This window comes from Spirosoma koreense (assembly GCF_054777875.1).
Genome location: NZ_BAAHAC010000001.1, coordinates 97,887 through 124,009 on the forward strand (window position 1 = coordinate 97,887; position 26,123 = coordinate 124,009).

The following is a 26,123-nucleotide window of genomic DNA, read 5'->3' on the forward strand; positions in this document are numbered from 1 at the left end:
TAGTATTGTAAGCTACAAACCGGACTGCCTGACGCCTATTTTTTTAAGTATCGGTTAACGGGTAGAAAATCTGAAACCATGCATTTAAACAGTTTGCTAATCAGGCTCTCAAGCTGCCTAGAATTCAAGAGGGTTTCGCTCAAGTAGTAGGGGGTAAATCGGTCGGAGTCGAGTTTCTCATCGTATAAACGTAAAGGAATTGATACTCAATCAGGGATGTTAAAGAAACGGACTTGGTCCAAAACGGAGCTGACTACCGCCAGGCTATACTTGAACCGAACCCGACTGGGCTTGCCCGTTGACAGTCTGCATGGGAAAGACAAGAAATCAACCCCGTAGACACGTACTTATTCCTGGGCTTATGAACGTAGCCGTGTTAATCATCCAAGTTTAATAAGTCCAAAAGTAGCAGGTGCTTACACAAAGAGATAGTAAAAATCCGCCAAGTTCATCAAGTGATTCTTAGCCATAAAAAGGAACTATCGCCGAGAAGTTTAGTAGGAAGTGGAGGAGCATTGGGATGCCCGTTGGTCGGGTTGCTCGGTGATGGCAGCTGACTGAAGGAAAAAATCAGAGGGGCTCAGCTGGGCGAATTGTTTGAATTCCTTAATCATATGCATTTGGTCATAATACCCATATGCATAGGCCAGATCGGTCAGGCTTCGAGCGGGACGCTGAAGTTTGGCTTTAACCACCTCATTGAATCGGATCAATCGCATATACAACTTAGGGGAACACCCATTTGCTGGTTGAATCGTCGTTTAAAGTTACGTACACTCATATTGCAGTAGTCAGCGTATCGATTCACCGTTAACCAGTGCCGTGTCGTCCATAGTTGCTGTGTGAGTGCCTTAATTGCCGGATAGTCTACCGGCTTGTTGGGGTGCCGGTTGGATAAGGAAAGTAAAAATGAATCGGCGAAACTCGCCATCTGCTGGATATCGCCTGCCCGCCAGAGCTGCTCCTGCAAGTCATTGATGCTGTCCCCTAAATATCTTCCCCCAGGATTACTCGATTGGTCACTTCACAGGCGGGCAGGCAAAATAAGCTCGTAAAGCCGTTAGTTTTAAACTGAATAATAAAGGTGTGATACCTACCCTGGAAATTAACCTGGCCATTATATTGGCTTAATAAACCAATCAGGCAATTGGGCTTTTGGGAAAGCTGCGAATCTGGCTTTCCGGTCAGGGGCAGCGGTTGGTCAGCTAAGTAAAAGACGAGGGATGTTTCCGGGCTGGCCGCCCAATTGCCCAGGATTGTTACCTTATCTCCCTGTGAAGTAGACAGCACATACTGGTCTACATACGGGGCTAAACGGGCATGGGGCGCTATGGTATAATCGTTGATCAAACGGAATGAAGCTAAACGTTGGCTACCTTTTAAGGCAATTTACGACATTTTCCCCGCTGCTCAATCGCTAATTTGGCTAGAGGGTTTCCTCCCGGACCAGCTCGCATAAAATGGTCGATTAAGGACAATTGACTTTAAGTGTCCATTGTTCGATTTAGGTCGGATGAAGATTCTTGCGTGTGGCTTCGTCTCAGGTTGGAGCGTTTTTGCGAGACTCTAGTTTTTACTACCTGTCTAACTAAACCAGTCACATACGGCAGGCCACGACTTTATTTGTTAACTTACCTTTTTGGTCATTCACCCATTATTTAAAGGCATTGGGGACAATTGTTTTCAATTCGTCAACAACCAATGGCAAGTTTATACAATTAGGTACCGTTCAACTAGTTAATCTTAGGGTATGTGGGTAAAAATTACGGGCTTTCTTTATTTACTGACAACGGGTATAACCCTGGCACAACTACCGGCTAGCTCCCCCAATGCGATCCCTCCGGGCCAACCCAATCACACGGTCCCGACTACCCAGGGAATTAGCGATATAGCCCCGAAGGGCAACGCCAAAATTTTGGGCTACGTTGTCGATTCAACCTTAACTAAAGCCGTAGAATTTGCCAACATCGCGGTTTACAATACACTCACTAACAAACTCGTTGACGGGACCGTCGCCGATGACAAAGGGAAATTTAGCCTTAAGCTAACAGCTCCCGGTACGTATAGATTGCTGATTTCCTTTCTGGGCTACACCGCCAGAACGGTCGACAACGTCGTGCTGACGAAAGGGCAGGCCAAAGACATGGGAATTATTAGGCTGAGTGCCAGTACGCGAACACTGGGTGAAGTTACCGTAGCCGGCAAGAAAGCGCTTGTCGAAGATAAGGTCGACCGGCTAATCTATAATGCCGATAATGATGTGGCGGCTAAAGGGGGGGATGCCACTGACATTCTAAGGAAAGTGCCAATGCTTTCGGTTGATCCGACAGGTAACGTCTCCTTGCAAGGGAGTAGCAGCGTGCGGGTGCTGATCAACAATAAACCTTCTTCCATTCTGGCCGGTAATTTAGCCGATGCCCTACGGCAGATTCCGGCCGATTTAATCAAAACGGTGGAAGTGATTACCTCTCCATCGGCCAAGTACGATGCCGAAGGAAGCGGGGGAATTATTAATATTATCACCAAAAAGAACACATTACAGGGGTTACACCTCGACGTGGACGGTGGAACAGGTAACCGCAATTCAACACTGGGGGTAAATGGCAGTTTCCGAAAAGGTAAACTGGGCCTTAATCTTAACGGCAATGGTCGTATTATTTACAATCCATCAGCCTCCGACCTGAATCAAACGACTTTTCTAGCATCCGGAGCAACACCGGTTCAGACTCGTCAGCGGATCGACGCCTTCGACAAAGGCACCTTTGCGCAGTATGCCTTAGGCTTAGATTATGATCTGGTAAAAAATCAATCGCTAACGGGCGGGGTCCGGTTAGGCATTCGTAATTTAAGCCAGGATCAACATCAACGAACCAATATACTCTCCAGCGAACGCATCGCTGCTCCCTCCAAACGGGATGTCAACACGCAGAATCTATCCAATTCCATTGACGTGAATTTGGACTACCTGCATACCTATGAGGGATCTTCGAAAGAGTTAAGCTTTTCAACCCAGTATAGCCGAAATAAATTGACCAATAACTTCGAGGCTAATAACCTGGATACCCTGGGGCTCATCCGCACCCAGCAACAAAACCTTAATGATGCCACCAACCAGGAGTTTATTCTTCAGGCCGATTACCAAACCCCGGTTAGTAAAGTGCTCCAGTTGGAGTTCGGGACAAAAAACACGCTTCGCCGGGTAACCAGTGACTACAACTACCTGCTGGCCGGGCCGGCAACCGACTTTGTTATTGATCCAAGCCGCCCATCGGGTTTGCTTAATTATGATCAGAACATAGCCGCTGCCTACTTATCCACCACCTTTACCCTGCCCGGTGAGATCGTCCTGAAGCCAGGGTTACGCTATGAATACACCAGTATTCAGGCCCAGACTGGAGGGTCCCAAACCGGAGTGTCATCTGGGAGTGAACCAACATCTACTTCGATTCCGGACTACGGGCGCTTATTGCCCAGCATCAATGTGGGCAAAAAAGTGGGGGAGAGCAGCAGCCTTAAAGTTGGGTATACACGCCGGATACGCCGACCGTTTATCGACGATCTGAATCCCAACTTCAACACGGCTAATCCCCTGAACATCCGCGTAGGGAACCCCTATTTGAAACCGGAAACTGTTGATCGGATCGAAATCGGTTACAGCACCCAGCTTAAGAAAACATACCTGAACGTTTCGCTTTATACCCGACTGAATACCGATGATATTCAATCGATTAGTCAGCGTTCGGATACCTTAGTGGGAGCCGTTGTGACGCGGGTGACCAACCTGGGTAAAGAATACAATTATGGCACAAATTTGTTTGCCACGATTAATCTGACTCCCCGTTGGAGCGTAAACGCCAACCTCGATATTATGTACCGCTTTCTTCAAGGTCTGGCTTTGAATATTCATGGCCTGTCGACCACCATCAGTAATCAGGGATTGCGTTGGGGTGGCCGTATGGATACCCAGGTGCAATTTGATAAAGGGTGGGTGTTACAGGCCAATATTGGTTATCGGGGTAAAGACATTGCGTTGCAGGGCTACCGAATTGGCTTCGCCCAGTATTCGCTGGGGGCCAGAAAAAGCTTCACCAATAAACGGGGCAGCATCGGCCTGGTGGGGGAGAATTTTCTGACCCAGGGGATGGGCTTTACCTCGGTTCTAAATTCTGCCCAGTTCAACCAGGACTTTCGCCAGTACATTTATAATTCCAGCGTTCGGGCCACCTTCAGTTACAAATTTGGTAGCCTGAACGCAGCCAAGGTGAAGAAAAGCAAATCCCTCAGCGAGGAAAATTGATGGCTTAGCCTGTAAAGGAGTTGCGTACTATCCGCAACCGTAGGCTACGGCTAGTACAAAACAAGAAATCAAACAGGCCGTCCAATCAAACGCCCGAATACGTGTACTCAAATTTCTCTTTGTCTCAGGTGGGAGCGTAGTATTATGATACGCTTACAGGTTATCGATTTGTCCAAATACCCGACATACCTACCTTACAGGTATTCATTATTTTCTCTCCGTCTGTAAATACGTAGTAAAGAAGGGAAGCATTTCAGTATAAAGTCTGCCTGTTAAACCCCCTAGTTTATTGACGTGACCGCCCAGATATTCTTCGGCAAAATGCTTGACACCATAGACCTCTAACTGCTTACTGAGTTGAAGGCTGGTGATGGGAATGTGAGCAAATTCCTCGTTACGACCCCAATCTATTTTTAAGCCGTTTAATTGCTTCAGGGCAGATACATGTTGCTCAAGCATATTTACCGGAAAATTAGCCTCCCACCTGGCCAAGGTTTCTTTATGGATGATTAAACTGTCGCGCATATACGTAACCGGCAGGGAAGCCGAAAGAACGTTTTTCCCTGTATCAGGCGAATACGTTCGAGCCAGATCGGCCATTAGTTGAACGTCGAATTTCTCCCGTTTCCCCTGAATTAAGTCGGTTAGTATTTGACCCGCACTGAATTCATTCCGGAACGAATCCATTCGTTTAAAGGCGGCATTGGTCAGGCTAAAGTCAGCGGCCCAGTTTAAGAAAGCCGGACTTAGCGCATACACTGCCCCAAACACATCGGGATACAGCATGCCAATTTTTAATGCGCCATGGCCCCCCATCGAATGCCCGCTCAATCCCCGGCTATTTCGGTTTGGAATCGTTCGATACATCTTGTCGATGTAGCTGACAACATCTTTCCCAATATAATCGGCCCAGTTTCCGGTCAGTGCTGAATTGGTATAAAAGCTTCCCCCAAACTTCGTGTCACTGTCTGGCAGGACTAGAATCATCGGGCGCGACTGGCCGCTCTGAATAGCCGCATCCATCAGTTCCTGGAACCGATAATTCACCATAATTGAACTATCGTCATTGATAAACCCATGCAAAAAATAAATAACTGGATAGTGCTGATTGCTTTCCTGATAGCCGGGCGGCAAATAAATGGTTAGCCTACGCAGGGCGTTTTCACCAGCCCGATTGCCCTGAATGGATGGGGCCAGGAATTTAACAATCACGACCTTTCCCTTTTTACTCTCTTGGGCTGAGGTGTTTCCAAGCGAAAGAAATAGGAATAGACAGAGCAGAAACGGGTTCATACAGGATTCATTGAGGAAGGGGAACAGGTACACAAGTTTCAGTAGTCGATCTAATCGGTAATAGCTTACGAATCATAAAGTTTGACCTTGGACACAACATCCTTAAAATCAGTAAAAAATTGGCTATGAAAGGGGTGTTTAAGGTAATTATGCTTATCCTGTTTACTAGCAAAAAGGGCCAAATAGGAAAAGGTATAGGTAGCGTCCGTGTCACTACTGGACGGCGCACCAACATGAAGAAACTTTACCTCTTTGATTTTTTTAAGCTCTTTAAATGATTGGCGCATACAGGCATAAGTTGCCTTATCGTCTTTGTCTTTTAGCCAATATAAACCATGGTGAACAAAGGCAGCTTCAAGGAGAAGCGGGCCAGGACCTATGCTCGTTGGTGATGGCGCTTGAACTTGGGCAAACGAAGTAATTGGTGCAGTCAGGCCAGCCAGCAGGCCGGTCGCCAGGAAATTTCGACGTTCCATAACAGGATGATTTGTTATGTAAAAGTGAAGGTCTTCCTGTCGTGATTAGTGGTACAAAAACGACTTTTTAGGCTTCACCTCCTTGACGCTTTACTCGTGTAGGCCCAAAAGCCGTTCGGGAGCCTGATTGTCCAGCTGAAAAAATGAGGGGGGCGTAAGCCCAGTGATGGCTTTATAGTCTCTCACTAAGTGCTGATAGTCATAGTAGCCACACTGAAGGGCAATGCTTAACCAGTCGGTTTCGGGCTGGGCATTTTTCATCCGGAAGGCTTTATCAAAGCGGGCAATTCGCACCAGTTGGGGCGCGGGTACGCCCATCCGCTCTTTAAATTTTCGCTCGAATTGGCGGGCACATAAACAGGATTGGCTGGCCAGCCAATCCAGGCCGGGCCAATCCATCGAAATTGATTGCGTGTTGTGCAATAGTAGTTGAGCTACCTGATCAATCCCATGCGCATCCTTTTTGGATCTGCTGATCAATTTGAGGACAAACAACTCCGCCCACTCCAGCATTTCAGCATACGAGTTGGCATTTCTTAATTGTTCGGTTAGGACTCGTATGTCTCGCGAAAAAACCGCTTCGGCATCGATATAGGTGTTGGTCAGCTCGTACGCAGGAATGCCCGTTAATCGAAATAAAACACCGGGTTGAAACTTGATATTAAGGTATAAAAACTCCCGTCCCACATACCGATTGGTCACAAGGGTATGTTGGCCATGCAGGAAGGCCACGGGTCGTTTGGTCTTAGTGGTTTCTCCCGGATATTGAACGTATTCGGGGTCCCGGAGAAAAAATTCCAGGGAGTCACCGGTTTTTGGGGCATAGGCTTTCATCGGAATGGGTTCATCGGATGGAAACTCCAGATGGACAATGCCGATATTTTCGATGTACTCCCGTAAAGCCGGGCTGGGCAAAAAACCTTTCAGCAGCATATCCCCTAACTGACGTTTCTTTGCTAAAGTTAACCGGTTTAGTGAATTTTCACCAATTAGTTAATGGCCGTTATCCCGCGCATTTACCCATTCCCTTACCAATACAAAGATGTTGTAGATAAACTCGTGTAGATGAGAAACTAATTAGTATAATGACTCAATAAGCGCCCGTTTTTGTGAAAGATCTATGTCTTTAAGCTATCAGGCCAAAAAGCATTCCGGTTTGAACAGTCATTCATAAACCACTATTAATTACGCTTGGTATCTCTCTTTAACGAAGAGGGAGGAGCTTGCCAGCGGCATCCAAGAATTCGATTTTCGCTTCCCCCTTCCTGTCGACGTACAGCTTGATGCGGGCATTACCCGCTTCATCACGAATGAATACACCTGTTTCTGACCGATACGTTTTCCCGACGAAAAGTCGCTCCTTCCCAAGAAGACGTTTTGCTTCCAGATCAGCTATGCCTTTTTTGTACAAGGTTTCGTTATTCAGTTTTTCTAACGAGTCGAGTCGATTTACAAGTTGGCCCAGTGTGAAATTGTCGGGTCGATCCCATAATTTCAACCCATATGACCGGGCTCGCTGCTTACCATCAAGTTTTTCATCATACTGTAACTGCATGAGCTGATCATTTTTATATTGATCAATCGATAAAGCCAAGGATGCCCGCTTTTTAGTGCCTTCATAGACTAACCCGCCACATTCATCCCCTTCCCTATTGAAGAAAATGATTCCTGCAGAACGCTTACGAGGAGCCATAACTTTACCATCCACTATACCGGGATGTTGCTTTGCCTCATTACTAATGACCATTTTTAGGGTTCCATCCTTTTCAACCACGTTAATCCGTTCTACGTCTATTTCCTCAAATCGCTTCGGGGCATTGCTCGGGTTAAATGCGGTAAATAAATAAAGGGAGAAGATGGCAGAGGTCGTAAACGTATAGATTTTCAACCACCGAAGTTGTGTCAGTACTTTCTCTTCCATGAGTTTTTGTGGAGTTAATGTCTTAAGAAGATCTGCTAACAGAGAGGACAGTATTTGTTATGATTTGAATAGCTAGAAATGCCCATAATCATAAACTCACAAAGCTACGTATGCTATAGGATAAGATTGACAATGGTGGCCCAGCGTCCGATGCCGACAAAAACGAGTATTTCCAGCAATAATACCCGCCTACCCGCTTGGACCATGAATCAGGCTAATGGGTTGATGGCTTTACGTTCCTAATATGTCACGGTACTGGCTGAGTTATGGCTGGTTGGTATGGCTGTCGGTACGGGCAGGCTGCCTGCCGGAGGTCAGCCGCTTGTTTGAGGGCTCGCTCCGTGGGGTGCTGGCCCATCAGCCGGGCTTTATCGAGGCCCGGTTTTTAACCGAGCCGGGCCAGGATCGGTGTCTGGTGGTGAGCCTGTGGGTGAGTGCAGACTGCTGTCAGCGGGCCCAAAGCAACTGGGGGTGTATTTTGCGGCCCAGCCCACGGTAGCCTGCTGTGAGGTGATGGGTCAGATCAGCTGATTGCCGTCAGTAGTGGTAGGGGGTAGGGCTGGTTGGTCAGGGTACAGGATGGGTTTTGGTTGAGCATTGGGTGCTGGTCAACGCGAGTAAGGTTGAACAGGCGAACTTGATTTTACAAGCATTGTGATCTCCCTTTCAGGCGGCATTGGCAACCGTGAGTCGGTAGCCCTTGGAGGATACACGGTGTCTGGTTCTGAGTGTAATAGGACGTTTTTTTGGACGGTTCTGGCAGCTGATCTTTAAAAAGTTCAGTTAATGCTGACAATTAACCTTTTTGTGAACGATCAAAAATGAACTGGTGTACACCAGAAAACCAATATAGGCTACATCGTATATGCCGCTGGTCAGCTGACTATTGACGTAACAAATTGAAGAGGGCAGTATTAATAAACAGCGTTTCTTTCCACTTCTTCTCAGCACGAAGCACGCCTAGCTGCGCTAAGCTACGCAAATACTTTGAGGCCGTCCGGCGGTCAATTTGTAGGCGATCCACCAAGTACTCGATTTTACTATAGGGATACTCGAATAACACCTCGATCAACTCTTTACTATATATTTTGGGCGCTTGGCTGCGAACTTGCTCAACCGTCTGGTCAAATAGCCCTTGAATACGCGTAATTTGATCAATCGTCTGCCGAGCGGTTACCTCAACGGCTTGTAAGAGGAACAGGATCCAATCCGCCCAGTTCTGCTCCGTACGCACAGCCTGTAAAAGCCGGTAATAATCCGCTTTATACTCAATGATGTAGCCACTTAAATAAAGGATGGGTTCACCTAATAAATCGTGCAGGAGTAAATAGAGTACATTGATAATGCGTCCTGTACGCCCATTGCCATCATAAAAGGGATGAATGCTCTCAAACTGGTAATGCTGAATAGCCAGCTTAATAAGCAAAGAAACCTGGTCAGGCTCATTCGTATTGAGATACTCTTCCAGATTATGCATCAACTCAGTTAGAACAGCAGGATCGTCGGGGGGTGTGTAAATAACTTCGTTGGTGCGATCATTGCGTAGGCTCGTACCAGGAAGCCGACGGATGCCTGCCTGATTTTGCTCTAGTTCCTGCTGAATCTGTAGGATGCCGTTGGTACTTAAAAATCCTTTCTGCTTGATAAAGTGATAACCCGTATAAAGAGCTTGTCGGTAGCGAAGAACTTCTTTAGTCGCTGTATCCACATCTTGTCCTTTTACAGTCAAGGCCCGGTAGAGCTTGTCATCGGTGGTAATAATGTTTTCAATTTCTGAGGAAGCCTTGGCTTCTTTGAGCACCAGCGCATTGATTAAGATAGCGGGATTGGGTAACAACCGGCTCAGTCCTTTTAATTCAGCCAGCGCCGAAGCCGCCCGGCTTTCCTGACGCAGGACAGGTATGGTTTCAACGAGTTCTGGGGCCGGCGGTAAGAGAGGAAGCTTATTATAAGGAAGTTCGGCTTGAAATTGATTCATGTACAAATATGAGCAAAAAACGTACACGATGCGACACTCATGTACATTCTGTGTACATGAGTGTTTTGACACGCCCAAACGAGAAATTTTTCTGCAACCCATTTAGGTTGCAGAAAAATTGAATCGAAATGCTGAGATCTTTTTTAAAACAAGCTGGACGTCTTTCTGAACGGTTTTTTATTGGACGGCAGATATTATTAAGCGCTTGTTGTTAAGTCATTAAGCCAGGGTTTTTTCAATGCCCATACCGTTAATTGGACGATTTTAAGATTGACCTCATAATTAAATACGGCTTTTTTGACGCCCTTCTGTACCCTTGCTATCCTTCCATCTGCCTGATAAGTTAGCACATACTCGCCCTGTTTAACAAGCGTATATTTTTTGGGTATCGTTGGGGTGATTGTCTGCAAGGCGGTCTCATGGGCTATGCCAGCCGACTTGGTATCTGGTGCTGTTGGTGTTAGTAAGGCGTCTTTTTCACAGGACGACAGACCGATACAAAAAGCGATACTCAGGGTACTAGTAGTAAGCTTCAAAAAAGAATTCATGGTAGTTGTTGTTTGCGTTATGAATGTTGTCAACTCACCTGGTGTGATTGAACGTTACAAAGGTGGGATCTACCGGGTTGGTCAATCAAAAATAGAAGCCTTATTGGTTGCGTTGAGCGCTTGATGGGTAGGTGATTCGGGCTGAGTTGTTTTAGCCTGTTTGTTGATGGTTAGCTGTACATTATTGCCGCTATAGAACACGTAAAAGTCCTCTAACGCAAACCAATAGCCTTTCCTTAGGCATGGCATCGGTATGATTGGTGTAAACTGGCTCCTAATGATCCAAAACACTTCAGCTTGAATTGCCTACTAGTTAATTGGCGGACAGGACCAGTGGAGCTAAAACAGTTGGTGACCAACCCCCGTCAGGCTCACCTTTGCCCAACAATAAACAACAAGGGCACCCACACCGGGTAGCTTCAGGCTAAATCAAAACAACCAAATGTTAATCAAAACCTTCATTAAACAGAGTACCCTACTGACAACTGTATTGCTGTCGATTGGACTGACTGCCTGCGAGAAAGACAGTTTTCTTACCCCAAACTTAACCGGTAGTGCCCGAACGGCAGCTCCGCCAGATGGTATCGACGTCGGCATCCCCCAAGTGCACAAGCTTACCCGATATGGGGAGGCTAAGCTGACCTACGCTGAAAATGGTCAACTGCTGGCTGTGACGACTCCCGTTCGGGGCAGTATGCCTATTCAAATCGACTACACCTACAGTCCTGGCCAGATTAGGGCGTTTACCCACCAGGGAAAGATCGTCCTTCATGATGAAACGTTCAGCCTCGACGCCAGCGGTCGTTGCACGGAATCTGTCGAAGCCGGGACCTATAGTGATGTTCACTGGGTATATACGTATACGGACAAGGGCCAGTTATGGTCTTGTATGAATAAAAACAGTTGTGTTGGCGGAATCACCTACAACTATAACGCAGAGGGCGATATGGATCGAGCAAGGCTTTCTACGGGTGTTTCAGAGGGAGTTGATATCAAAATTGGTTATAATGAGCCACTGGGGGCCCCCTTGCTGAATGATGCCTACCCATTGAACATGACTGTCCCCAGGATGGCTGCCCATGATACCTACCTGCGCATTTTCGGTAAGCCCAGTAAACACCTACCCAAACATGTATCGTATGAGCGATCGCCGGGTAGTTCCTTCTTTTATGTTCCTAGTGATTTGTTTTATGTCTACTCGCTAGACACGGATGGCTTTGTGACGAAAAAAATAGAATACAATGGCCAAAGCGGTGTGTTACCCAAAACGTTTCTGTATGAATACGAAATGGCCAATCTGACCGTGAATCCTTAGTGCGTATATGGGGATACGTTCGAGCGTATTCGATTTTTCTCGTAAAGACAGGTAGTACAAGCATTTTAGGCATTGAAAGTGGTTCCGGTGTTTGCGTCGGAGCCATTTTTAACTTTATGATTGACAATGAAATGCTATAGAAAACAGCCCTTGAAGACTGTTTAGACTTTATAAAACATGAAAAAATAAAATGCTGCTTGCTTATCACTTAACGAGTAAATCGTGTCCACTAATTTTTTAGAGGTAAGGCTTACCCAAGCTCAAACGGTACGGATAGTCGTTTATCCCAATAAATATGAAAGAAATTGTATCCCATTGGTTTGAAGCGTCCGAAGCTTCGCAGCCTGACCGGAATGGCTCTTCTGTTGCTGGCCATAAGTGGGTGGAGGTCCGACCCGGTAAACATCTTCTGTTTACCATTATCCATCAGCGTAATGGCGACTTTGTCATTAGCTGTGATCAAGCCAGTCTGACGGTTGCTCACCTGACTTACCAGCCCTGCACGATTTATGCTTCACAGGCCCTGGCAATGCCTGCTCAGGTAATCTGGAGCATCATTTTAGAAGGTATCAAATCCGTTTAAGGCCGCGAAAAACTCAGAATTGTTCGGTTTCGTGCAGGCTGATAAATGGCACTAACCGAAATGAAGAAGCTCAAAGCAGGGGCACTTTCACGATGAATGTCGTGTCGGTCTCCTCGATTAGCAGCGGCTGGTCACTTAGGTAGGCATATAGTTTTTTGAGACTATCCAGCCCCTGTTTGTTAGAGGTTTTGACCAGCGGCTTCTTTTGACGATTATTCACCACCCAGACATACTTATCCTGCACAAACACGCGAATTCGAAGCGGGCTGTCCTCGTCAGTGGTATTGTGTTTGATGGCGTTCTCAAACAAGTTTTGAAGCGTAACGGGTACGATTTCGTAGGCTAGGTAGTCAGGGGCTACGTCTATGGAAATTTGTAACCCATCCTCCAACTGCGCTTGTTGCAATTCAATGTATTGTTGCACAAACACCAGTTCACTACTCAAACTAATGGTTTCTTTCTCCTTGTTCTGTAAAATATAGCGGTAGATCGCTGATAATTTTTGCAGAAACCCGGAGGCCTGTTTGGGATCTAGGATGATCAGGCTGTTGAGCGAAGCGAGACTGTTGAACAGGAAGTGCGGATTGAGGTGATTGATCAGGTTCTGATACTGGATTTCGGTTTTGTCCCGTTCGAGCCGGGTCGCCTGCACCTGAAGGTGATGCAACCGGGCGGTTTGGCCCACTCGGTAGCGAATCAAACCAAGGCCGATGCCCAGTAGGGTTAACAGTAAAAGCGCTCGGAAGGCGGCTGTTTGGTAAAACACCGTGTCGATATGAATCGAGAGTCGGCGGATGGGCGTTTCCGTGTGGTTAATCGACACCCCTTTGACGGCAAATACGTAATCGCCCCCCGGCAGTTTGGTATACCCGGCGCTGGTTTGGGAGCTGGCTTTGCTCCACTCTGCATCGTAGCCTTCCAATTTATAGCGAAACAGGTATTGCTTTTCGTGGAGCGGCCCCAGGACCGAGTATTGGATGGAAAACGAATTGTCGGAAGCCTTCAGTTGCACCGTCGGCGTTGGCCCGTTTAAGAGGTACGTTGAATCGCTGGCTACCAGCCCACTGAGTAGAACCCGAGCCTGCTTAATGGAGAATCGTGACAGCACTTCGGGTTTAAATTCGATCAGATACCCCTTAATCGAAGCCAGGATATGACCATTTCGTAGCGGCCACATGTAATTAAAATACTCCTGATTATCTTCACTGTAGGGCAAGCTAATGGTCAAAAACTGATTACGAGCGGGCGTAAAGATGGAAAACAAGTTATAAGACCCTACCCAGATATTTCCATAGCGATCGGGAATAGCCGCCAGACAGTGATCATCGCCTAATCCATCGTGGACGCCCCAGAACCGATACTGCTGGTTGCGGGGATCATAGCGGGCCAGTCCGTAGCCATTGGTCGCCAGCCAAAAATAGCCGTTTTTGTCTTCGGTAAACGAAGAAATCGTATTCTCGTATTCGGCTTCGGCGGGCCCTTTTTGCAGGATAAATTGCCCTGTCTGGGGGGAGAATTTGGCAAAGCCTTCCGGATAAAGCTCCAGCCACACCGCATTGTGGCGGTCAATCAGGGCATTTCGCACCCAAAACTTAGGATGATCGGAATTCGATACAATGGGATACTGGTGCCACAGACCCGTCGTAATCTGATAACAAAGCGTCTGCTTGTTCTGGTAAAAAAGCCAGATTAAATCGTTCTGCTGAAGCAGCCGATACCGCCCACCCCGAATCTTGTCGGTTCGAACATAAGCGGGCAATGGAATGGGAGTGAATTGATGAGTCTTTTTGCTAAACCGGAGCAGGTGGGTTGGGCTGGCTACGTATAAATCAGGGCCGTAGGCACCAATGCCATAGGCGAAGAAGGCACCCGGTGCCGGGTATCGTTCCAGGCGATCAGTCTGAGCCGCGTAGTGCAGCAGCGTTGCCGGGGTATGTTCCTCGCTACCCCACCAGGAGCCATCAGAGTCCTCATAAAAGTTATTGATCAGCGCCCCTATTTTGAGGGTTGGAAAAAAGCGGCTTAAGGGGTTCGCTTCGTAGATCGCCCGGCCTGGATTGGTGTAGGAAATGCCATTGACGGTGCCCAGCCAGATGGTTCCGTCATCATCCTGCCAGCCCGCCCAGAAACAACTCCCCACAATGGAAGTGCGCCGGGTGTCTTTATGCATCAGTTCACTCACCTGGCCCGTGCCTGCCTTGACGTAAAACATCAGGTAACTTAGGCTACTGATCCAGATATTATGCTGGCGATCCACAAAAATCGCATTCAATTCATCGACCCGGCGACCCGTTTGGCTAATGGGTTTGATCGTTCGAAGCAGTCGACGGCATTTCAGGTCGAAGATGACAATCTGCTCTTCATTATTGTCGACGTACAGCATCTGCGTGCCATCGAGCGTCAGCGCTCCCGTAAAATGGGGCGCGAAAATGGGTAATGCTTCCGGATTATGGCGGTAATTCTGACATTCACCCGTGGCTATGTCCAGATAATTTAAGCCACCGTCCTGCCGGGTCCCTATCCAGATCCCGTCCCGAAAAGGATCTTCCAGCAGCCCATTTCCGGAAATGAAGTTTTCGGATAGTGACCGCGGATCCTGGGGATTATGGGTATACAGGGTTAAGTGGTCAGTACGTACCTCATATTGAAACAAGCCATGATGAATCGTCGAAAACCAGATCCTACCGGACCGGTCGCAGAGGATATTGAGACAATTACCTAACGTGCGCCCAAGACCCGTCGAAATCGTTCGGAACTGCGCCGTCTCCGGATTGAATTCACTAATACCGGTATCGGTGGCTAGCCAAAGGTGCCCGCTTTTATCCTGACAAATGGCATGAACGGTGTTGTTTCCCAGCGAGTGCGGGTTGGCGGGGTCGCGTCGAAAGATAGTAAACCTACTGCCATCAAATCGGTTGAGGCCGTTATTAGTACCAATCCATAAAAACCCATCCCGATCCTTAAAGAAACAGTTGACATAATTAAAGGATAAGCCGTCGGCCTGTTGGATGTGATTAAATTCATACGTCACCAGGGGCGGTTGCTGCGCCCATAAGGCGGTATGAAGTAACATTATCAGTAGCCAACTGACATAGCGGATGCCTTTTACGAAGGCCATCATTACCGGTTCAGCCAGCGTTTAAACGCCGGTGCTTTATGGCGGCTGATCTGCACATCGACCGTATGGTGGGGCGGCCGTAACCGAACTACCAGCTTATCATTTTCGACGCTTTTGACCGACTGAACCGTATCGCCGTTGATAATGAGTTGCCGGTTAGCTCGAAAAAACCGGGCCGGGTCCAGTAGTTCTTCGATCTGTTCCAGGGTGTCGTAATCGACGGGATAGCGTTCGTTGGCTAAGGTGACGATGAAATTGATGGAGTCGTACTGGAAATAAGCAATATCTGTCGTTTTTACAGGCACCCAACCCGCCCGTGAATTACCTAAAAATGTTTCTTTGTGGGTCGGCTTCAGCGACAGGCCGGGCTGACCAAACAGGGCCAGTAATTGCTGCATATCGGCTGGTAAATTGGTCTTATTCTTATTAAGACTGCGAGCTTTCTCGATGGCTATTTTTAATTCAGCTGGGTCAACGGGCTTGAGCAGGTAATCGATGCCGTTGGCTTTAAAAGCCTGGATCGCATATTCGTTATAAGCCGTCACAAAAATAACCGGACAACTCAGCGGGAACTGTTTGAAGATGTCGAAGCTCATCCCATCGGCTAATTCGATATCGGCAAACACCAGGTCGGGTTCTTCGTTTCGACCAAACCAGCCCAGTGCGGTTTTCACGGAAGGCAACGTCTCAATGATGCGGATAGCGGGGTCGATTTCTGCGATCTTGAAGGCTAACTCTTTAGCAACCAGCTTGACATCTTCAATAATAACGGCATTCATCGGTGTAGAAAAGAGAAGGGTGAACGAATCGTCAAAGTTTAGGATAAGGCGGAAGATAGACAAAAAAAAGCAGTTGAGTGGTGGGAAAAACGGAATGAAACGCAGAGATAAGGGGAAGGAGGCTGGCTGGATGCACGTCAAACCGGTCTACGCACCATTCATTCACTTTGTGGTACGCTTCGGCCACAAATAGTTTACTAGCTCGGTTTCGCCTTTCATTTTTGTCCATCCATTTAGCTCATAGCAAAAACTGGATTAACTCCCGGACAACTTCTATGCAACTACTCGCCTACATTCTCTTTGCCGTCACCGCCTTATTCTATATAGGTCTGGTGCTGTTTTCATCGGCGAAAACTGTTGAGGGAATCGACGCTAGCATGGGCTACGGATTAGGACTGGTTCTCTTGTCGCTGGGCTTTGCCTTGAGCAGCTTAGCCTTAACGGTCCTTATTCGTTCGAAAAGTGGATTTGACTGGGTGGCTCAGGGATCTGGCCCGCGCACAGCGCTTGTCTTTATATTCTGGTTATGTATGGCGCTAACGGCTTTTTTTGGGGCCATATTCAAACTGGAATGGCATCCAGAGGGTGCCTATCCCCAATTTTTGCGCTGGTTGTCCCTAAGTTATAGCCAGTTATGGATACCCCTGCTGTGGCTGGTCGTGTGTTTCCTGTCAATACATCCGGCCTGGCAATTGATCGTTTCAGGCCGTGCGTTTGCCATTCCGTTTTGGATTGGATTGGGTGTCAGTGCCTTTTTTGCTGGTGGATTAGTAGTCGGTTATGTACGCGATTCGGTACAGCAGGCTGAAGCCGCAACGGCTACCCAGATCGACGATGAAAAGCGTTACCATCAACAGCATCTGGATGAGATTGCCGCCCATAAACCCAGTGACTCGATCCTGGGTTTATTACCCTTTACGACTCAGTATCAAGCCGAGGATGTCCGGCAGGCGGCTTTAACAAAAATCAAATCTCATCCGGATTGGGAAGATTTACTGCTGGATCTGTTAGCGAATAAATACGCTTACCGGGAAGTCTACTCGTTCCTGGGTAGCAACCCGGTAGCCCATCCGGACGCGTTTATCCAGCCATTGAATCAGAGCCTTGCGCAGCTGGCAGCCGATATAAAAACAGACATTGAAACCAGCAAGAACCTCCAGGACTGGAGTTTTGACGCCTACGCGATAGATCCTTTATTGCACGCCATTGATACGCAATTTAGCGGGCAGTTTTTCAGGTTTTATCCAAACGTAATGGGCCTAAAACAGGCTTTATCTACAACACCGCCCGAACACGTTAAAAGCGTCCGATTTACGGCAACCGACCTAGTGGAGACCTGGCTGCTAACACACAAAAAATAGTCTCCCGGTTCCCAATAGGGACAATTCGATACCGTGCTCCTCTAAACCGAAAATTAGTAAACTAGCCTTTATAAAGAGCTTACCTTTAGTCAATAAACAGACCTATCCAATGCTGAGCGAGAACCAATTAGCTACCGTCAAAAAATCGTGGCGACTGCTGCGTGACGTTGATCCTGCGCTGCTGGGTGATGTCTTCTACAGTCGACTGTTTATGACCCACCCAGAACTAAGAGCCCTCTTTAAGGGGCCCCTGGAAGCACAGTATACTAAATTCATCGACACGCTAAGCTTCCTGGTTAGCCAGCTTCACCGGCTCGACGAATTTACCCGTGAGGTTGAGCTAGTGGGCCAACGGCACAAGCAATACGGTGTCAAAGCTGACCATTATGACGCCGTTGGCGAATCGCTGCTTTGGACACTCCAATCCGGTCTGGGCCGGGATTGGAGCGAAGACGTAGCAGAAGCCTGGACCACTCTTTATACTATTATTGCCCAAAAAATGCAGGAGCCCGTGACGACCTGATTCCATTAAACGCCTATAGCATACGCTTCATTGACTGGTAGCAACCCTTCGTCTTTGTTTACTTGGGCACCCACTGGCGAGCTGGTAAATTTGATTCACTAATCGATTGTAAAGCAGTTCAATACGATCTGCCTGTCAGTCTCGAACCAAGTAAACAATAACAAATTACTCATGACATCTCATCAGACCCAACTTGTGCAGAACACATTCGGAATGGTTGCTGCCCTCCCCGTTGAAACCGTTGGCTCGTTGTTTTACGATCAGCTTTTTTCCATCGCTCCCGAAGTGAGGCCTTTATTCAGTCGGACCACTACCCCGGAGCAGTCCCGAAAATTGTTGGTGATGCTCGCCTACGTAGTCGCTCGCCTGGATAACCCCGATAGTCTGGTGGCCGATCTGACCAAACTTGCTCAGCGTCATATTCGCTACGGAGTAAAGGAAAGGCATTATGATCTGGTGGGGGAGGCCTTACTCTGGACGCTTGAACAAGGGCTGGGCAATGCCTGGACGGAGGAAACTAAAAATGCCTGGGTTGCTTGTTATACCTTGCTGGCAACCATTATGCTTCGTAGTAGCTATGAAATCGAATCGAGTATCAACGTTTAAGCATCCAACGGAAGCAGCTGTGTCTCTCGAAAGCTGGAATCCGCAGGTAGAAGCACTCAATAGCCATTTGATTAGCTGAGAAGTACATTTTATCGCTTCAGGCTGTATCCCTGTTAACCAACACCGCCAATGGTATCGAAACCTCAAAAGAAGCGATCAGAATAATGTACAATCACCTCCAAACGGATAACTAAACACGCCGTTAAAGGCTGAACCTTTTTAAGTTTTTCTTTCGATGTCGTTTTTGTCCTTCGTCGGAACGACAAAAACAAACCTATTTTAGCTCATTTGTAAAAATTTAAATAGGTTCGCTACTAACTTTTGTATGACCCCATCAGGGTCATACAAAAGTTAGTAGCTAGTGTAAGCTAAGTTTGAGCGAGGTGATACCTAAGCTAGCTATAACCCCCAAAGCGGATACAATTCTATTCGTATCCGCTTCCGTTTGTGTCCGTACGTTCTACTCCTCCCGTTTAACTTGACGACCGGATTTATAGGAATGGGTTTTATCAGCAGCGTCGCGGTCGGCTTCGTTGGTAACCATTGCAAACGAAGCCGGGTCAGCCCCTTTTAATACCTTACCTTCGTAGTAGACTTGTTGGGCGTCTTTTGCATAGCCGTATTCCAGCATCTGGAACGAAGCAAAATGGGCCTCTTTTAGCGGAGCCGCTTTATAGAAGATGGTCTTTTTGTCTTTCGCGTACTGGTCCGATAAAATCGAGAAAGTGGCTTTGTCAGCAGTGGTAATCAGGCTATGCTGAAAATAGACATGGATGCTGTCATAAGCGTAATCCGTATAGGTTTCATCCCATTGACCAAAGGTGGCTGGGTCGGCGGCTGTTAGGATCTCGTCTTTGTAAAAAGCATGATCTTTATCGGTTGCGTAATACAAGCCAACGGCCATAAAGGAGCCCGGTTGCGCTTCCTGAATGACCCGTATACCCGGAGCGTCGGCGCCATCCAGACGGGTCCAGGCATAGTAAACAGCCTGTTTATCTTTCGAAAAGTTTCTACTCACTACCGCAAAGGAAGACCCGTCGCTGCCGGGAATGGGTTTGAAATGGAAATAGCCGACTTTTTCATCCTGACCAAACAGATAATCAAGCGGTTGGAACGTAGCTACATCGACCACCGCAAAGCCTGCTTCTTTGTAATACGCCCGAAACTTGTCTTTAGCATAGTCATAAGCGATCACCTGAAATGAGCTGGCATCGGCTTTAGGTATCCGTCTGATTTTATCCTTTCGGGTGGTTTCAAACAACTTGAAATCGATGTAATTGTCACAATAAAAAACGGTGGTAGCATCCCTGGCATAATGCTCATCGAGCGCGATAAAACTAGCCCCGTTTGACGAATCGAGCGGAATGCCCCGGTAATAACCTGTAGCTTTATCTTTTGCAAAAACAGCGTTCAATGCCTGGAATGACCCATAATCGGCGGAACGCATCCGGAAATCTTTATAATAGACTGAGCCATCTCTTTTCTGATAGTCAGACTTTTTACAGGATACCAGCATGCTTAAGCCCAGGAGAGAAAGCAGGATACGAAACAATTGCCTTGCCAGAAAATACATTAGTTTGATTACTTGGAAAAAGGTTTTCATCAGTTCGTACGAATGTAATAGACCAGCAACAGGACGAGAACCTCCAGCCCTAAGGCCACACTTTTTGTCCAGGTATACGGCAGCCAGTTCAGCCCAACCAACAGGAGCAGTACGAAAACCATCAACCCTTTGATGGTTGATTCGACACTCCGTCCGGCGGCATCGTGGGAGCCATTCGGCTGAAGCAGGGAATAGATAACCAGCAATGTCCAGCTACCGATCAGTACCCAGTATGTCGTGGTAAGTAGTTTGATGGTCGACATCTGACGTATCGTTTTAGAAATCCCGCTGGTGTTCGGACCAGCGGAATAAAGTTGAACTTAATGAGTTAACGGTTTTTGCTAGTGGAGGCCTATAGTAGCCATCACGTACTCATAGTGGATCTTCTCGACCGGACTTCCGCCAAACGTATACGACATCGTTCGGTCGGAGACATAGCCATCCCCCGGAATCATGTAGGAGTAAAATTGGTCACTCGGTTTTACCACGACAGGCAAGTCCGAGGGGCTATAGTATACCCATTTCACCAGGTGTTTACTGCTCCTGCCGAAAATAGGCAAAAACGGATCATGCTCGGGGAGCATAGGGACATTCAGGTTCAGCGGGTAGGTTACATCGTTGCGGTGATCGTCCATGGTCGGTACTGTATAGGCAAAGGTGATGTCCATGGATTCAGTTAGAGTGACAGCCACTGTAGCCTTAATTAAATCGCCGTCTTTGTCGTAGGTATAGGTGGCGCCACCGATAGAACTGTTTTGATTCTGGCAGGACGACAACTGGCCTTTCGGGTTGTAGGTATAAATCCAGTGGGTTTCGCCGGTATTGGTCTTTACGAGGGATTCGGTGCAACGACTCCCCGTTGCGTTGAGCGTAAAGGTTTCGTCGCGAACCAGTATGGCTCCCTGGTAAGAGGCCGCCCGGATGGAGCCGGGCGCGTAGGTGTAGTCTGTATGATACGCCACCCCGCCCCGGTTTACGGCTGTGGTCACTTTTTGAAGGTGGCCGTCGGCTGAATACGATAGGGTCGAGTTACCATATTTGGTGAGTCGGTACGTTTTGGGGAGGTTGGTCGATGGATAAATCTCCTCATCTTCCGTTCCCAAACGGGCACCATTCAACGGAGTTGGTGTGAGCGTGCTGTCTTTCTCGCAGGAAACCAGACCTACTGATAGGGCCAGCCCCAGGCCAGCGGTGATTAATTGACGTAACGTGTTCATTCGTACTGTGCTTGTTTGTTTACGAAGCAAAAGTGGGGGTACCGAAACGGCTCATCAAAGATTTCGGTAGGAGTTGCAGTGATTCACTGACTGAAGGGTGGGTATCTGCCGATGGAATGTCTTTGACAGTATTATCCATTTACTATGTCCTGAGTCTTTTCCAATGCTCCAAAGGATTCTCTCCTTTTTATCTGGCCCAGTCAGTCACCAGGCTACAGACTCCAGTAGGGGTAGACGAGTGCGATCAGCTTATGCCTGATTGCCGACAATTCGACGGGCAAATTGCCACCACTCGACGGGAAACTTTTGAAAAGTAATCCATGAAGGGGCCAGCTTTGACCCGTCGAGCAGCACGACGGATAATGTTGCTTCGCACACGCTACTCAATTAATAGCCTTCTTATTTAGCAACCAATTATCATGAAAAAATTAATCCTATGCCGGACCGCTACGATCCTCTGCGGCCTGCTGGCCATTGCCATCCATGTTAAACCCGATATGTCCGTTGATTATTTGCTTAATCATAAATTGATGGGAGCCACTCTTGGGCTGCTTAGTGCCATTTTCGGCACCCAATGGATCGAGTACCGGAAGCGGCAGGATGCCGTTTCAAGCCAGCCTGGCTGGCCAAGCTGGATACGCCGACTGTTGTTTAGTAGCCTACTTGGGTTAACTGGACTCACCGCCAACGCCCAGACTAATTGGACTAAGCAAATTCAGACTCACCCCGACAATTACTTAACGGATGTGGCTTATGGAGCAGGTAGATACGTAGCGATTGGCTCAAATGGTATAATCCGGGTTTCTACCGACGGGGTCGCCTGGAAAACTCAGATAGAGGGTGTTCAGGCGGCACAAAATACCTGGTTAACCAGCATTGTTTATGCAAAAAATCAGTTCGTAGCCGTGGGATCTTGGGGGCAGGTTATCACATCGGCAGATGGACTGACCTGGGTGAAACGGGCTTCGGGTACCGGTACAACTTTGAATGGGATTACCTATGGTGGGGGACTGTTCATAGCGGTTGGATGCCAGGGCACGGCGATCAATTCGGGGGATGGTATCCACTGGACTACCCTGACAACAGGCACCACCACCAATTTTAATGATCTTGTTTATGCAGGCAGTCGGTTTGTCGTAGTTGGTGATGATGGTATGATCAGAACTACGCCCAACGGTATTATTTGGACAGAGCAACAATCAGGCACGGATATGCATTTGATTCATGTCGCGGCTGGTCCTACTGGGAATTTAATGGCAATCGGGTTATTCAATATAGCCTTAACTTCTGCCAATGGGACAACGTGGGAGAAACATGAATACCCCTATTATCCAGCTGGGCAATATCTCTATTACACAGGCATTTTTTACAATCCGATAACCGGCAAATTTGTTATCAACCTTGGCGGCCCCGATCAGGATATGCTCACGTCGCTGGACGGTAAAAACTGGGCAGCTATCTCGTCTAGCTCGGAAGAAATCCATCTTAGCAAGGTTCGCTACATGAATGGTCTGTTTATTGGGGTAGGAGCCGAAGGGAATCTCGGTTATTCAGCAACTGGCGTAAACTGGAAATGGCCAATCGTTGACAAGTATATTAATTTATATGGAGTAGCCTATGGGAATGGCCGTTACGTAGCTGTGGGGGAGTATCCGTCGGAAGAAAAACGATCACTCCGGGCCAACGTGGCGCTCACCTCGGTGGATGGTCAGCATTACGGCGTTGGTGAAACCGTACATCTGCCCGGTGGAGGAAAATGTTTTTACGATGTAGCCTTCGGGGCGGGCAAGTTTGTTGCCGTGGGGGAAGATGCTATCATTCAGACATCCACCGATGGGAAAGTATGGAGTTACAGCAGCGTAAACTTTGGTCAAACACTACGAGGGATTACCTATGGGGCTGGCTGGTTCGTCGCCGTTGGCGATAAAGGGTTATTAGTCCGATCCGTTGACGGAAAAACTTGGCTTCAAAGCTTCATCGGCCAATCGGCGCCCTTCAATAGCGTTACGTATGCGAATGGACTGTTTGTGGCGGTGAGTGACTATGGTACGATTGCAACCTCCTCGAACGGGATTATCTGGACGGTTCGCAACATGACAGGACAGCTAAAAAGCGTTGCGTATGGGAATGGCATGTGGGTCGCGGTGGGCTATTGGGGCCTGGTGTGCTGGTCATTGGATGGGGTCAACTGGTCTCAATACTCGGCAGATCCGGCGGCCCGTTTTAATCATGTTGTGTTTGCCAACGGTCAGTTTGTCGCGGTTGCACTCGATGGTAAACTCTACACAGCGCCAACGGCTTTTGGCTGGACGGCTCGCAAGTCTTCTGTTCCGTCTCACCTGTTTGGGCTAACGCATGGACCTAACCAGTTTGTAGCGGTTGGGCTACGCGCAACTGATAATGACCCGAATATAGCTGTTATCATTACCTCACCCGACGCTAATCCTCAAGCCCGGTTGGCGGATGAAGAAACTGGGCCGGAGGTCCGGTTGCAGGCTGTAGCTTATCCAAATCCGATCCAGCAGGAATTCACCCTAACCATCGAAGGGGCCAATGGGCAAGCGGTTCGGCTGTGGCTGGTCGATCTACAGGGACGTACCATTACGGAGCGTCAAATCCAGGTGAGCGATTCGTCGCATCAGGAATCGATGAGTCTGGATAATCACGAACCGGGCACCTACCTGCTGCAGGTGAGCACGTCCAGCCAAACAAAAACGATTAGGTTGCTCAAACAATGAATGGTCTGGATTAAACGAACGCAAAGCGAAATCATGCACAACCGAAACGCTCTAACCGCCGTTGGGGTAGTGATTGCCTACCTATCTATAGCCGGAATCTCTTTTTTGTTTAAGACGGCATTCGGCAACCCACTAAACGACCTACAGGTAGTCGGTCGAGAAGCAATGATTTTCCTGATGGCCGGGCTTCTTTTAGGAATGATCAGGCAGGAAAAATTACCGCTTTCTTCGGTTGGTTTGTATGTATCCACAGAAAGTAGGCCTGTCGATCTTATGGGCAACAGTAACGGTTTGTGTAAATTTCGCCTTGCTGTTCGGTTGTCTGCAGCTTTTTCAACAAGTCGGCTGGCGCTATGGCGGCTCCAGATCGTCGTTTAAACTTTCCATGTGGACAACCCTTTTTGTTGTCTTCCGGGCGGGTGTGGTTGAAGAATTATTTTTCAGAGGCTATATTATTGAGCGATTAACAATGCTGACCAATAACCGCTACCTGGCTGCATTCGGCTCCCTGATTTCTTTTGCCTTATTTCATTATTCGCAGGGTATGCCGGGCATGATTCTGGCGTTGATTTTAGGTGGCGTACTAATGGGTGTGTATATGTGGCGAAAGGACTTAAAATCGGTAATGATGGCTCACTTCCTGATTGATTTTATCCCAAACGTACTGGGTACAATTTGATGAACGCGTTGATCCAACTTATCACCCTGTTATACGTTCGTTTGCCTGACCTTTAACATCGTTCAAACCAACATACTATTTCTATCACTCAAATCCAGTAATTTCAGGTTTGACTTCAACCTTTCTGTACGCTCAGCACTTGCTCTTTGTGGCCAGTAGCCCAACATTACTTCAGGCTGAATTAATGGGTCCTCATCACCTGGCTCAACTACTCAATGTCGCCCTGCCCGCTGATTGGCCACCGGGCGAGTAGGATCAGGATGCTATGAAATTTTTCCTGGATCAACTTCAGGCGGGTGGGCAAGCGGCTGCCGGGTGGTATGGTTGGTACGTTATCTGCTATCCTGTTGACATTGTTCCGGCAACTCTGGTGGCTAATGGAGGTTATTTTGGTCCCCCGGATAGAACCGGTACAGTGGTGCTTGGCTATTCAGTATCGGCAGAGTGGCGGATGAAGGGGATAGCTACGGAGTTGGTTAGCACGCTTATCGATCATGCCTGGCGACAAGAAGGTGTTCAACGAATTATTGCTCATACGTTACCTGATAACCTGGCGTCGATTAACGTGCTGACCAAAAATGGGTTTTATCCTGTCGAGAGTAATGCTGCGGAAAAGTTACAATTTGAATTAGTTACAAACCGATAAATTTTTAAACAGACTTTATGGAAGCACGGGAAAGCAAACCTACTTACACGACAATCCAACGGGTGGGGGAATTGTGACGAGCAATACTCATTTCGTTGACACAAGTACGGGTGCTCACTTCGCAATAGAATTAGTTGTCGGGTATAACAGGGCGGGCGGAGAAGAGACGTATTACGCCTGGGACTTTCCCGAAAGCCATCCCGCCCTAGCGTATGTAAATACTAAAACCGGTAAGGTACAAATTGACTGACACAACCAGACCGAAATTCATAGTGGTTATTTTTAGGTCATATCCCGGCTTATTACAGTCTATACATGAAGATTGATTGACCTTGTGTTTAGTATCAGGAAGCTAATCCATTTTGCTATAGCTTTTCCAAGTGTTCAATTGCTTTTAGTACACTGGTTCTATGCTTTTGGGTTAGCATCCATTTGGGTAAAC

General features: G+C 47.7%; 24 protein-coding genes. 11 read left to right on the forward strand and 13 right to left on the reverse strand.

Annotated elements, in window-relative coordinates:
• Positions 1 to 494 precede the first annotated feature (494 nt).
• Both ACYVC2_RS00420 and ACYVC2_RS00425 read right to left on the reverse strand, forming a co-directional pair.
• Positions 495 to 755, reverse strand: a complete 261-nt coding sequence (locus tag ACYVC2_RS00420; protein WP_461100326.1) for a helix-turn-helix domain-containing protein — start codon at positions 753 to 755, stop codon at positions 495 to 497.
• Between the two features lie 232 nt (positions 756 to 987).
• The gene (locus tag ACYVC2_RS00425) at positions 988 to 1,350 is read right to left on the reverse strand and encodes a DUF6597 domain-containing transcriptional factor (RefSeq protein ID WP_461100282.1); all 363 of its coding nucleotides are present in this window, start codon (positions 1,348 to 1,350) and stop codon (positions 988 to 990) included.
• A gap of 400 nt (positions 1,351 to 1,750) precedes the next feature.
• Between ACYVC2_RS00425 and ACYVC2_RS00430 the strand changes: the two genes are divergently transcribed.
• Complete coding sequence (locus tag ACYVC2_RS00430; protein ID WP_461100283.1) at positions 1,751 to 4,297, forward strand: TonB-dependent receptor; 2,547 nt, start codon at positions 1,751 to 1,753, stop codon at positions 4,295 to 4,297.
• 207 nt (positions 4,298 to 4,504) lie between these two features.
• On the opposite strand, the gene ACYVC2_RS00435 is transcribed toward ACYVC2_RS00430, so the two are convergent.
• From ACYVC2_RS00435 to ACYVC2_RS00450, 4 genes are all read right to left on the reverse strand, one after another.
• On the reverse strand, positions 4,505 to 5,509 hold the full coding sequence (locus ACYVC2_RS00435; protein WP_461100284.1) for an alpha/beta hydrolase: 1,005 nt from the start codon (positions 5,507 to 5,509) through the stop codon (positions 4,505 to 4,507).
• A gap of 146 nt (positions 5,510 to 5,655) precedes the next feature.
• Positions 5,656 to 6,066, reverse strand: a complete 411-nt coding sequence (locus ACYVC2_RS00440; RefSeq protein WP_461100285.1) for a Dabb family protein — start codon at positions 6,064 to 6,066, stop codon at positions 5,656 to 5,658.
• Between the two features lie 90 nt (positions 6,067 to 6,156).
• A complete protein-coding gene (locus ACYVC2_RS00445) occupies positions 6,157 to 6,999 on the reverse strand; it encodes a helix-turn-helix domain-containing protein (RefSeq protein ID WP_461100286.1) in 843 nt (280 codons plus the stop codon).
• 271 nt (positions 7,000 to 7,270) lie between these two features.
• Complete coding sequence (locus ACYVC2_RS00450; RefSeq protein ID WP_461100287.1) at positions 7,271 to 7,987, reverse strand: hypothetical protein; 717 nt, start codon at positions 7,985 to 7,987, stop codon at positions 7,271 to 7,273.
• A gap of 244 nt (positions 7,988 to 8,231) precedes the next feature.
• On the opposite strand from ACYVC2_RS00450, the gene ACYVC2_RS00455 reads away from it, so the two are divergent.
• Positions 8,232 to 8,486 carry an antibiotic biosynthesis monooxygenase gene (locus tag ACYVC2_RS00455; RefSeq protein WP_461100288.1) on the forward strand — a complete coding sequence of 85 codons (255 nt, stop codon included), beginning with the start codon at positions 8,232 to 8,234 and terminating at the stop codon, positions 8,484 to 8,486.
• A 384-nt stretch (positions 8,487 to 8,870) separates the two neighbouring features.
• On the opposite strand, the gene ACYVC2_RS00460 is transcribed toward ACYVC2_RS00455, so the two are convergent.
• Positions 8,871 to 9,965, reverse strand: a complete 1,095-nt coding sequence (locus ACYVC2_RS00460; RefSeq protein ID WP_461100289.1) for a Fic family protein — start codon at positions 9,963 to 9,965, stop codon at positions 8,871 to 8,873.
• 197 nt (positions 9,966 to 10,162) lie between these two features.
• A complete protein-coding gene (locus ACYVC2_RS00465) occupies positions 10,163 to 10,513 on the reverse strand; it encodes a hypothetical protein (RefSeq protein ID WP_461100290.1) in 351 nt (116 codons plus the stop codon).
• Positions 10,514 to 10,955: 442 nt separating this feature from the next.
• On the opposite strand from ACYVC2_RS00465, the gene ACYVC2_RS00470 reads away from it, so the two are divergent.
• Together ACYVC2_RS00470 and ACYVC2_RS00475 are read left to right on the forward strand one after the other, a co-directional pair.
• Entirely contained in the window at positions 10,956 to 11,828 is an 873-nt protein-coding gene (locus ACYVC2_RS00470; protein WP_461100291.1) for a hypothetical protein, read from the forward strand.
• Positions 11,829 to 12,123: 295 nt separating this feature from the next.
• Positions 12,124 to 12,411, forward strand: a complete 288-nt coding sequence (locus tag ACYVC2_RS00475; protein WP_461100292.1) for a hypothetical protein — start codon at positions 12,124 to 12,126, stop codon at positions 12,409 to 12,411.
• Between the two features lie 70 nt (positions 12,412 to 12,481).
• On the opposite strand, the gene ACYVC2_RS00480 is transcribed toward ACYVC2_RS00475, so the two are convergent.
• Together ACYVC2_RS00480 and ACYVC2_RS00485 are read right to left on the reverse strand one after the other, a co-directional pair.
• Complete coding sequence (locus tag ACYVC2_RS00480) at positions 12,482 to 15,532, reverse strand: ligand-binding sensor domain-containing protein (protein WP_461100293.1); 3,051 nt, start codon at positions 15,530 to 15,532, stop codon at positions 12,482 to 12,484.
• The gene (locus tag ACYVC2_RS00485; RefSeq protein ID WP_461100294.1) at positions 15,532 to 16,308 is read right to left on the reverse strand and encodes a LytR/AlgR family response regulator transcription factor; all 777 of its coding nucleotides are present in this window, start codon (positions 16,306 to 16,308) and stop codon (positions 15,532 to 15,534) included. Before ACYVC2_RS00485 ends, ACYVC2_RS00480 begins: the two co-directional genes overlap by 1 nt.
• Before the next feature lie 275 nt (positions 16,309 to 16,583).
• On the opposite strand from ACYVC2_RS00485, the gene ACYVC2_RS00490 reads away from it, so the two are divergent.
• From ACYVC2_RS00490 to ACYVC2_RS00500, 3 genes are all read left to right on the forward strand, one after another.
• Positions 16,584 to 17,669: a hypothetical protein gene (locus ACYVC2_RS00490; RefSeq protein ID WP_461100295.1), complete on the forward strand. Its 1,086-nt coding sequence runs from the start codon at positions 16,584 to 16,586 to the stop codon at positions 17,667 to 17,669.
• A 109-nt stretch (positions 17,670 to 17,778) separates the two neighbouring features.
• Positions 17,779 to 18,192 carry a globin domain-containing protein gene (locus tag ACYVC2_RS00495; protein WP_461100296.1) on the forward strand — a complete coding sequence of 138 codons (414 nt, stop codon included), beginning with the start codon at positions 17,779 to 17,781 and terminating at the stop codon, positions 18,190 to 18,192.
• A 171-nt stretch (positions 18,193 to 18,363) separates the two neighbouring features.
• Positions 18,364 to 18,798, forward strand: a complete 435-nt coding sequence (locus ACYVC2_RS00500; protein ID WP_461100297.1) for a globin family protein — start codon at positions 18,364 to 18,366, stop codon at positions 18,796 to 18,798.
• A gap of 460 nt (positions 18,799 to 19,258) precedes the next feature.
• Here the strand turns inward: ACYVC2_RS00500 and ACYVC2_RS00505 are convergent, their stop codons facing one another.
• The 3 genes from ACYVC2_RS00505 to ACYVC2_RS00515 all read right to left on the reverse strand — a co-directional run bounded on the left by ACYVC2_RS00505 (position 19,259) and on the right by ACYVC2_RS00515 (position 21,618).
• Positions 19,259 to 20,401, reverse strand: coding sequence for a DKNYY domain-containing protein (locus ACYVC2_RS00505; protein ID WP_461100298.1), 1,143 nt, complete (start codon positions 20,399 to 20,401; stop codon positions 19,259 to 19,261).
• Positions 20,401 to 20,664: a hypothetical protein gene (locus tag ACYVC2_RS00510; RefSeq protein ID WP_461100299.1), complete on the reverse strand. Its 264-nt coding sequence runs from the start codon at positions 20,662 to 20,664 to the stop codon at positions 20,401 to 20,403. Before ACYVC2_RS00510 ends, ACYVC2_RS00505 begins: the two co-directional genes overlap by 1 nt.
• A 78-nt stretch (positions 20,665 to 20,742) precedes the next feature.
• Positions 20,743 to 21,618, reverse strand: coding sequence for a hypothetical protein (locus tag ACYVC2_RS00515; protein ID WP_461100300.1), 876 nt, complete (start codon positions 21,616 to 21,618; stop codon positions 20,743 to 20,745).
• Positions 21,619 to 22,037: 419 nt separating this feature from the next.
• On the opposite strand from ACYVC2_RS00515, the gene ACYVC2_RS00520 reads away from it, so the two are divergent.
• The 4 genes from ACYVC2_RS00520 (at position 22,038) to ACYVC2_RS00535 (ending at position 25,681) form a co-directional block, all read left to right on the forward strand.
• A complete protein-coding gene (locus ACYVC2_RS00520; RefSeq protein WP_461100301.1) occupies positions 22,038 to 24,356 on the forward strand; it encodes a T9SS type A sorting domain-containing protein in 2,319 nt (772 codons plus the stop codon).
• The gene (locus tag ACYVC2_RS00525; RefSeq protein WP_461100302.1) at positions 24,357 to 24,734 is read left to right on the forward strand and encodes a hypothetical protein; all 378 of its coding nucleotides are present in this window, start codon (positions 24,357 to 24,359) and stop codon (positions 24,732 to 24,734) included.
• Between the two features lie 7 nt (positions 24,735 to 24,741).
• Positions 24,742 to 25,035 carry a CPBP family intramembrane glutamic endopeptidase gene (locus ACYVC2_RS00530; RefSeq protein ID WP_461100303.1) on the forward strand — a complete coding sequence of 98 codons (294 nt, stop codon included), beginning with the start codon at positions 24,742 to 24,744 and terminating at the stop codon, positions 25,033 to 25,035.
• A 265-nt stretch (positions 25,036 to 25,300) separates the two neighbouring features.
• Positions 25,301 to 25,681 (forward strand): GNAT family N-acetyltransferase, encoded by a 381-nt coding sequence (locus ACYVC2_RS00535; protein ID WP_461100304.1) that lies wholly within the window; start codon positions 25,301 to 25,303, stop codon positions 25,679 to 25,681.
• Positions 25,682 to 26,123: the final 442 nt, after the last annotated feature.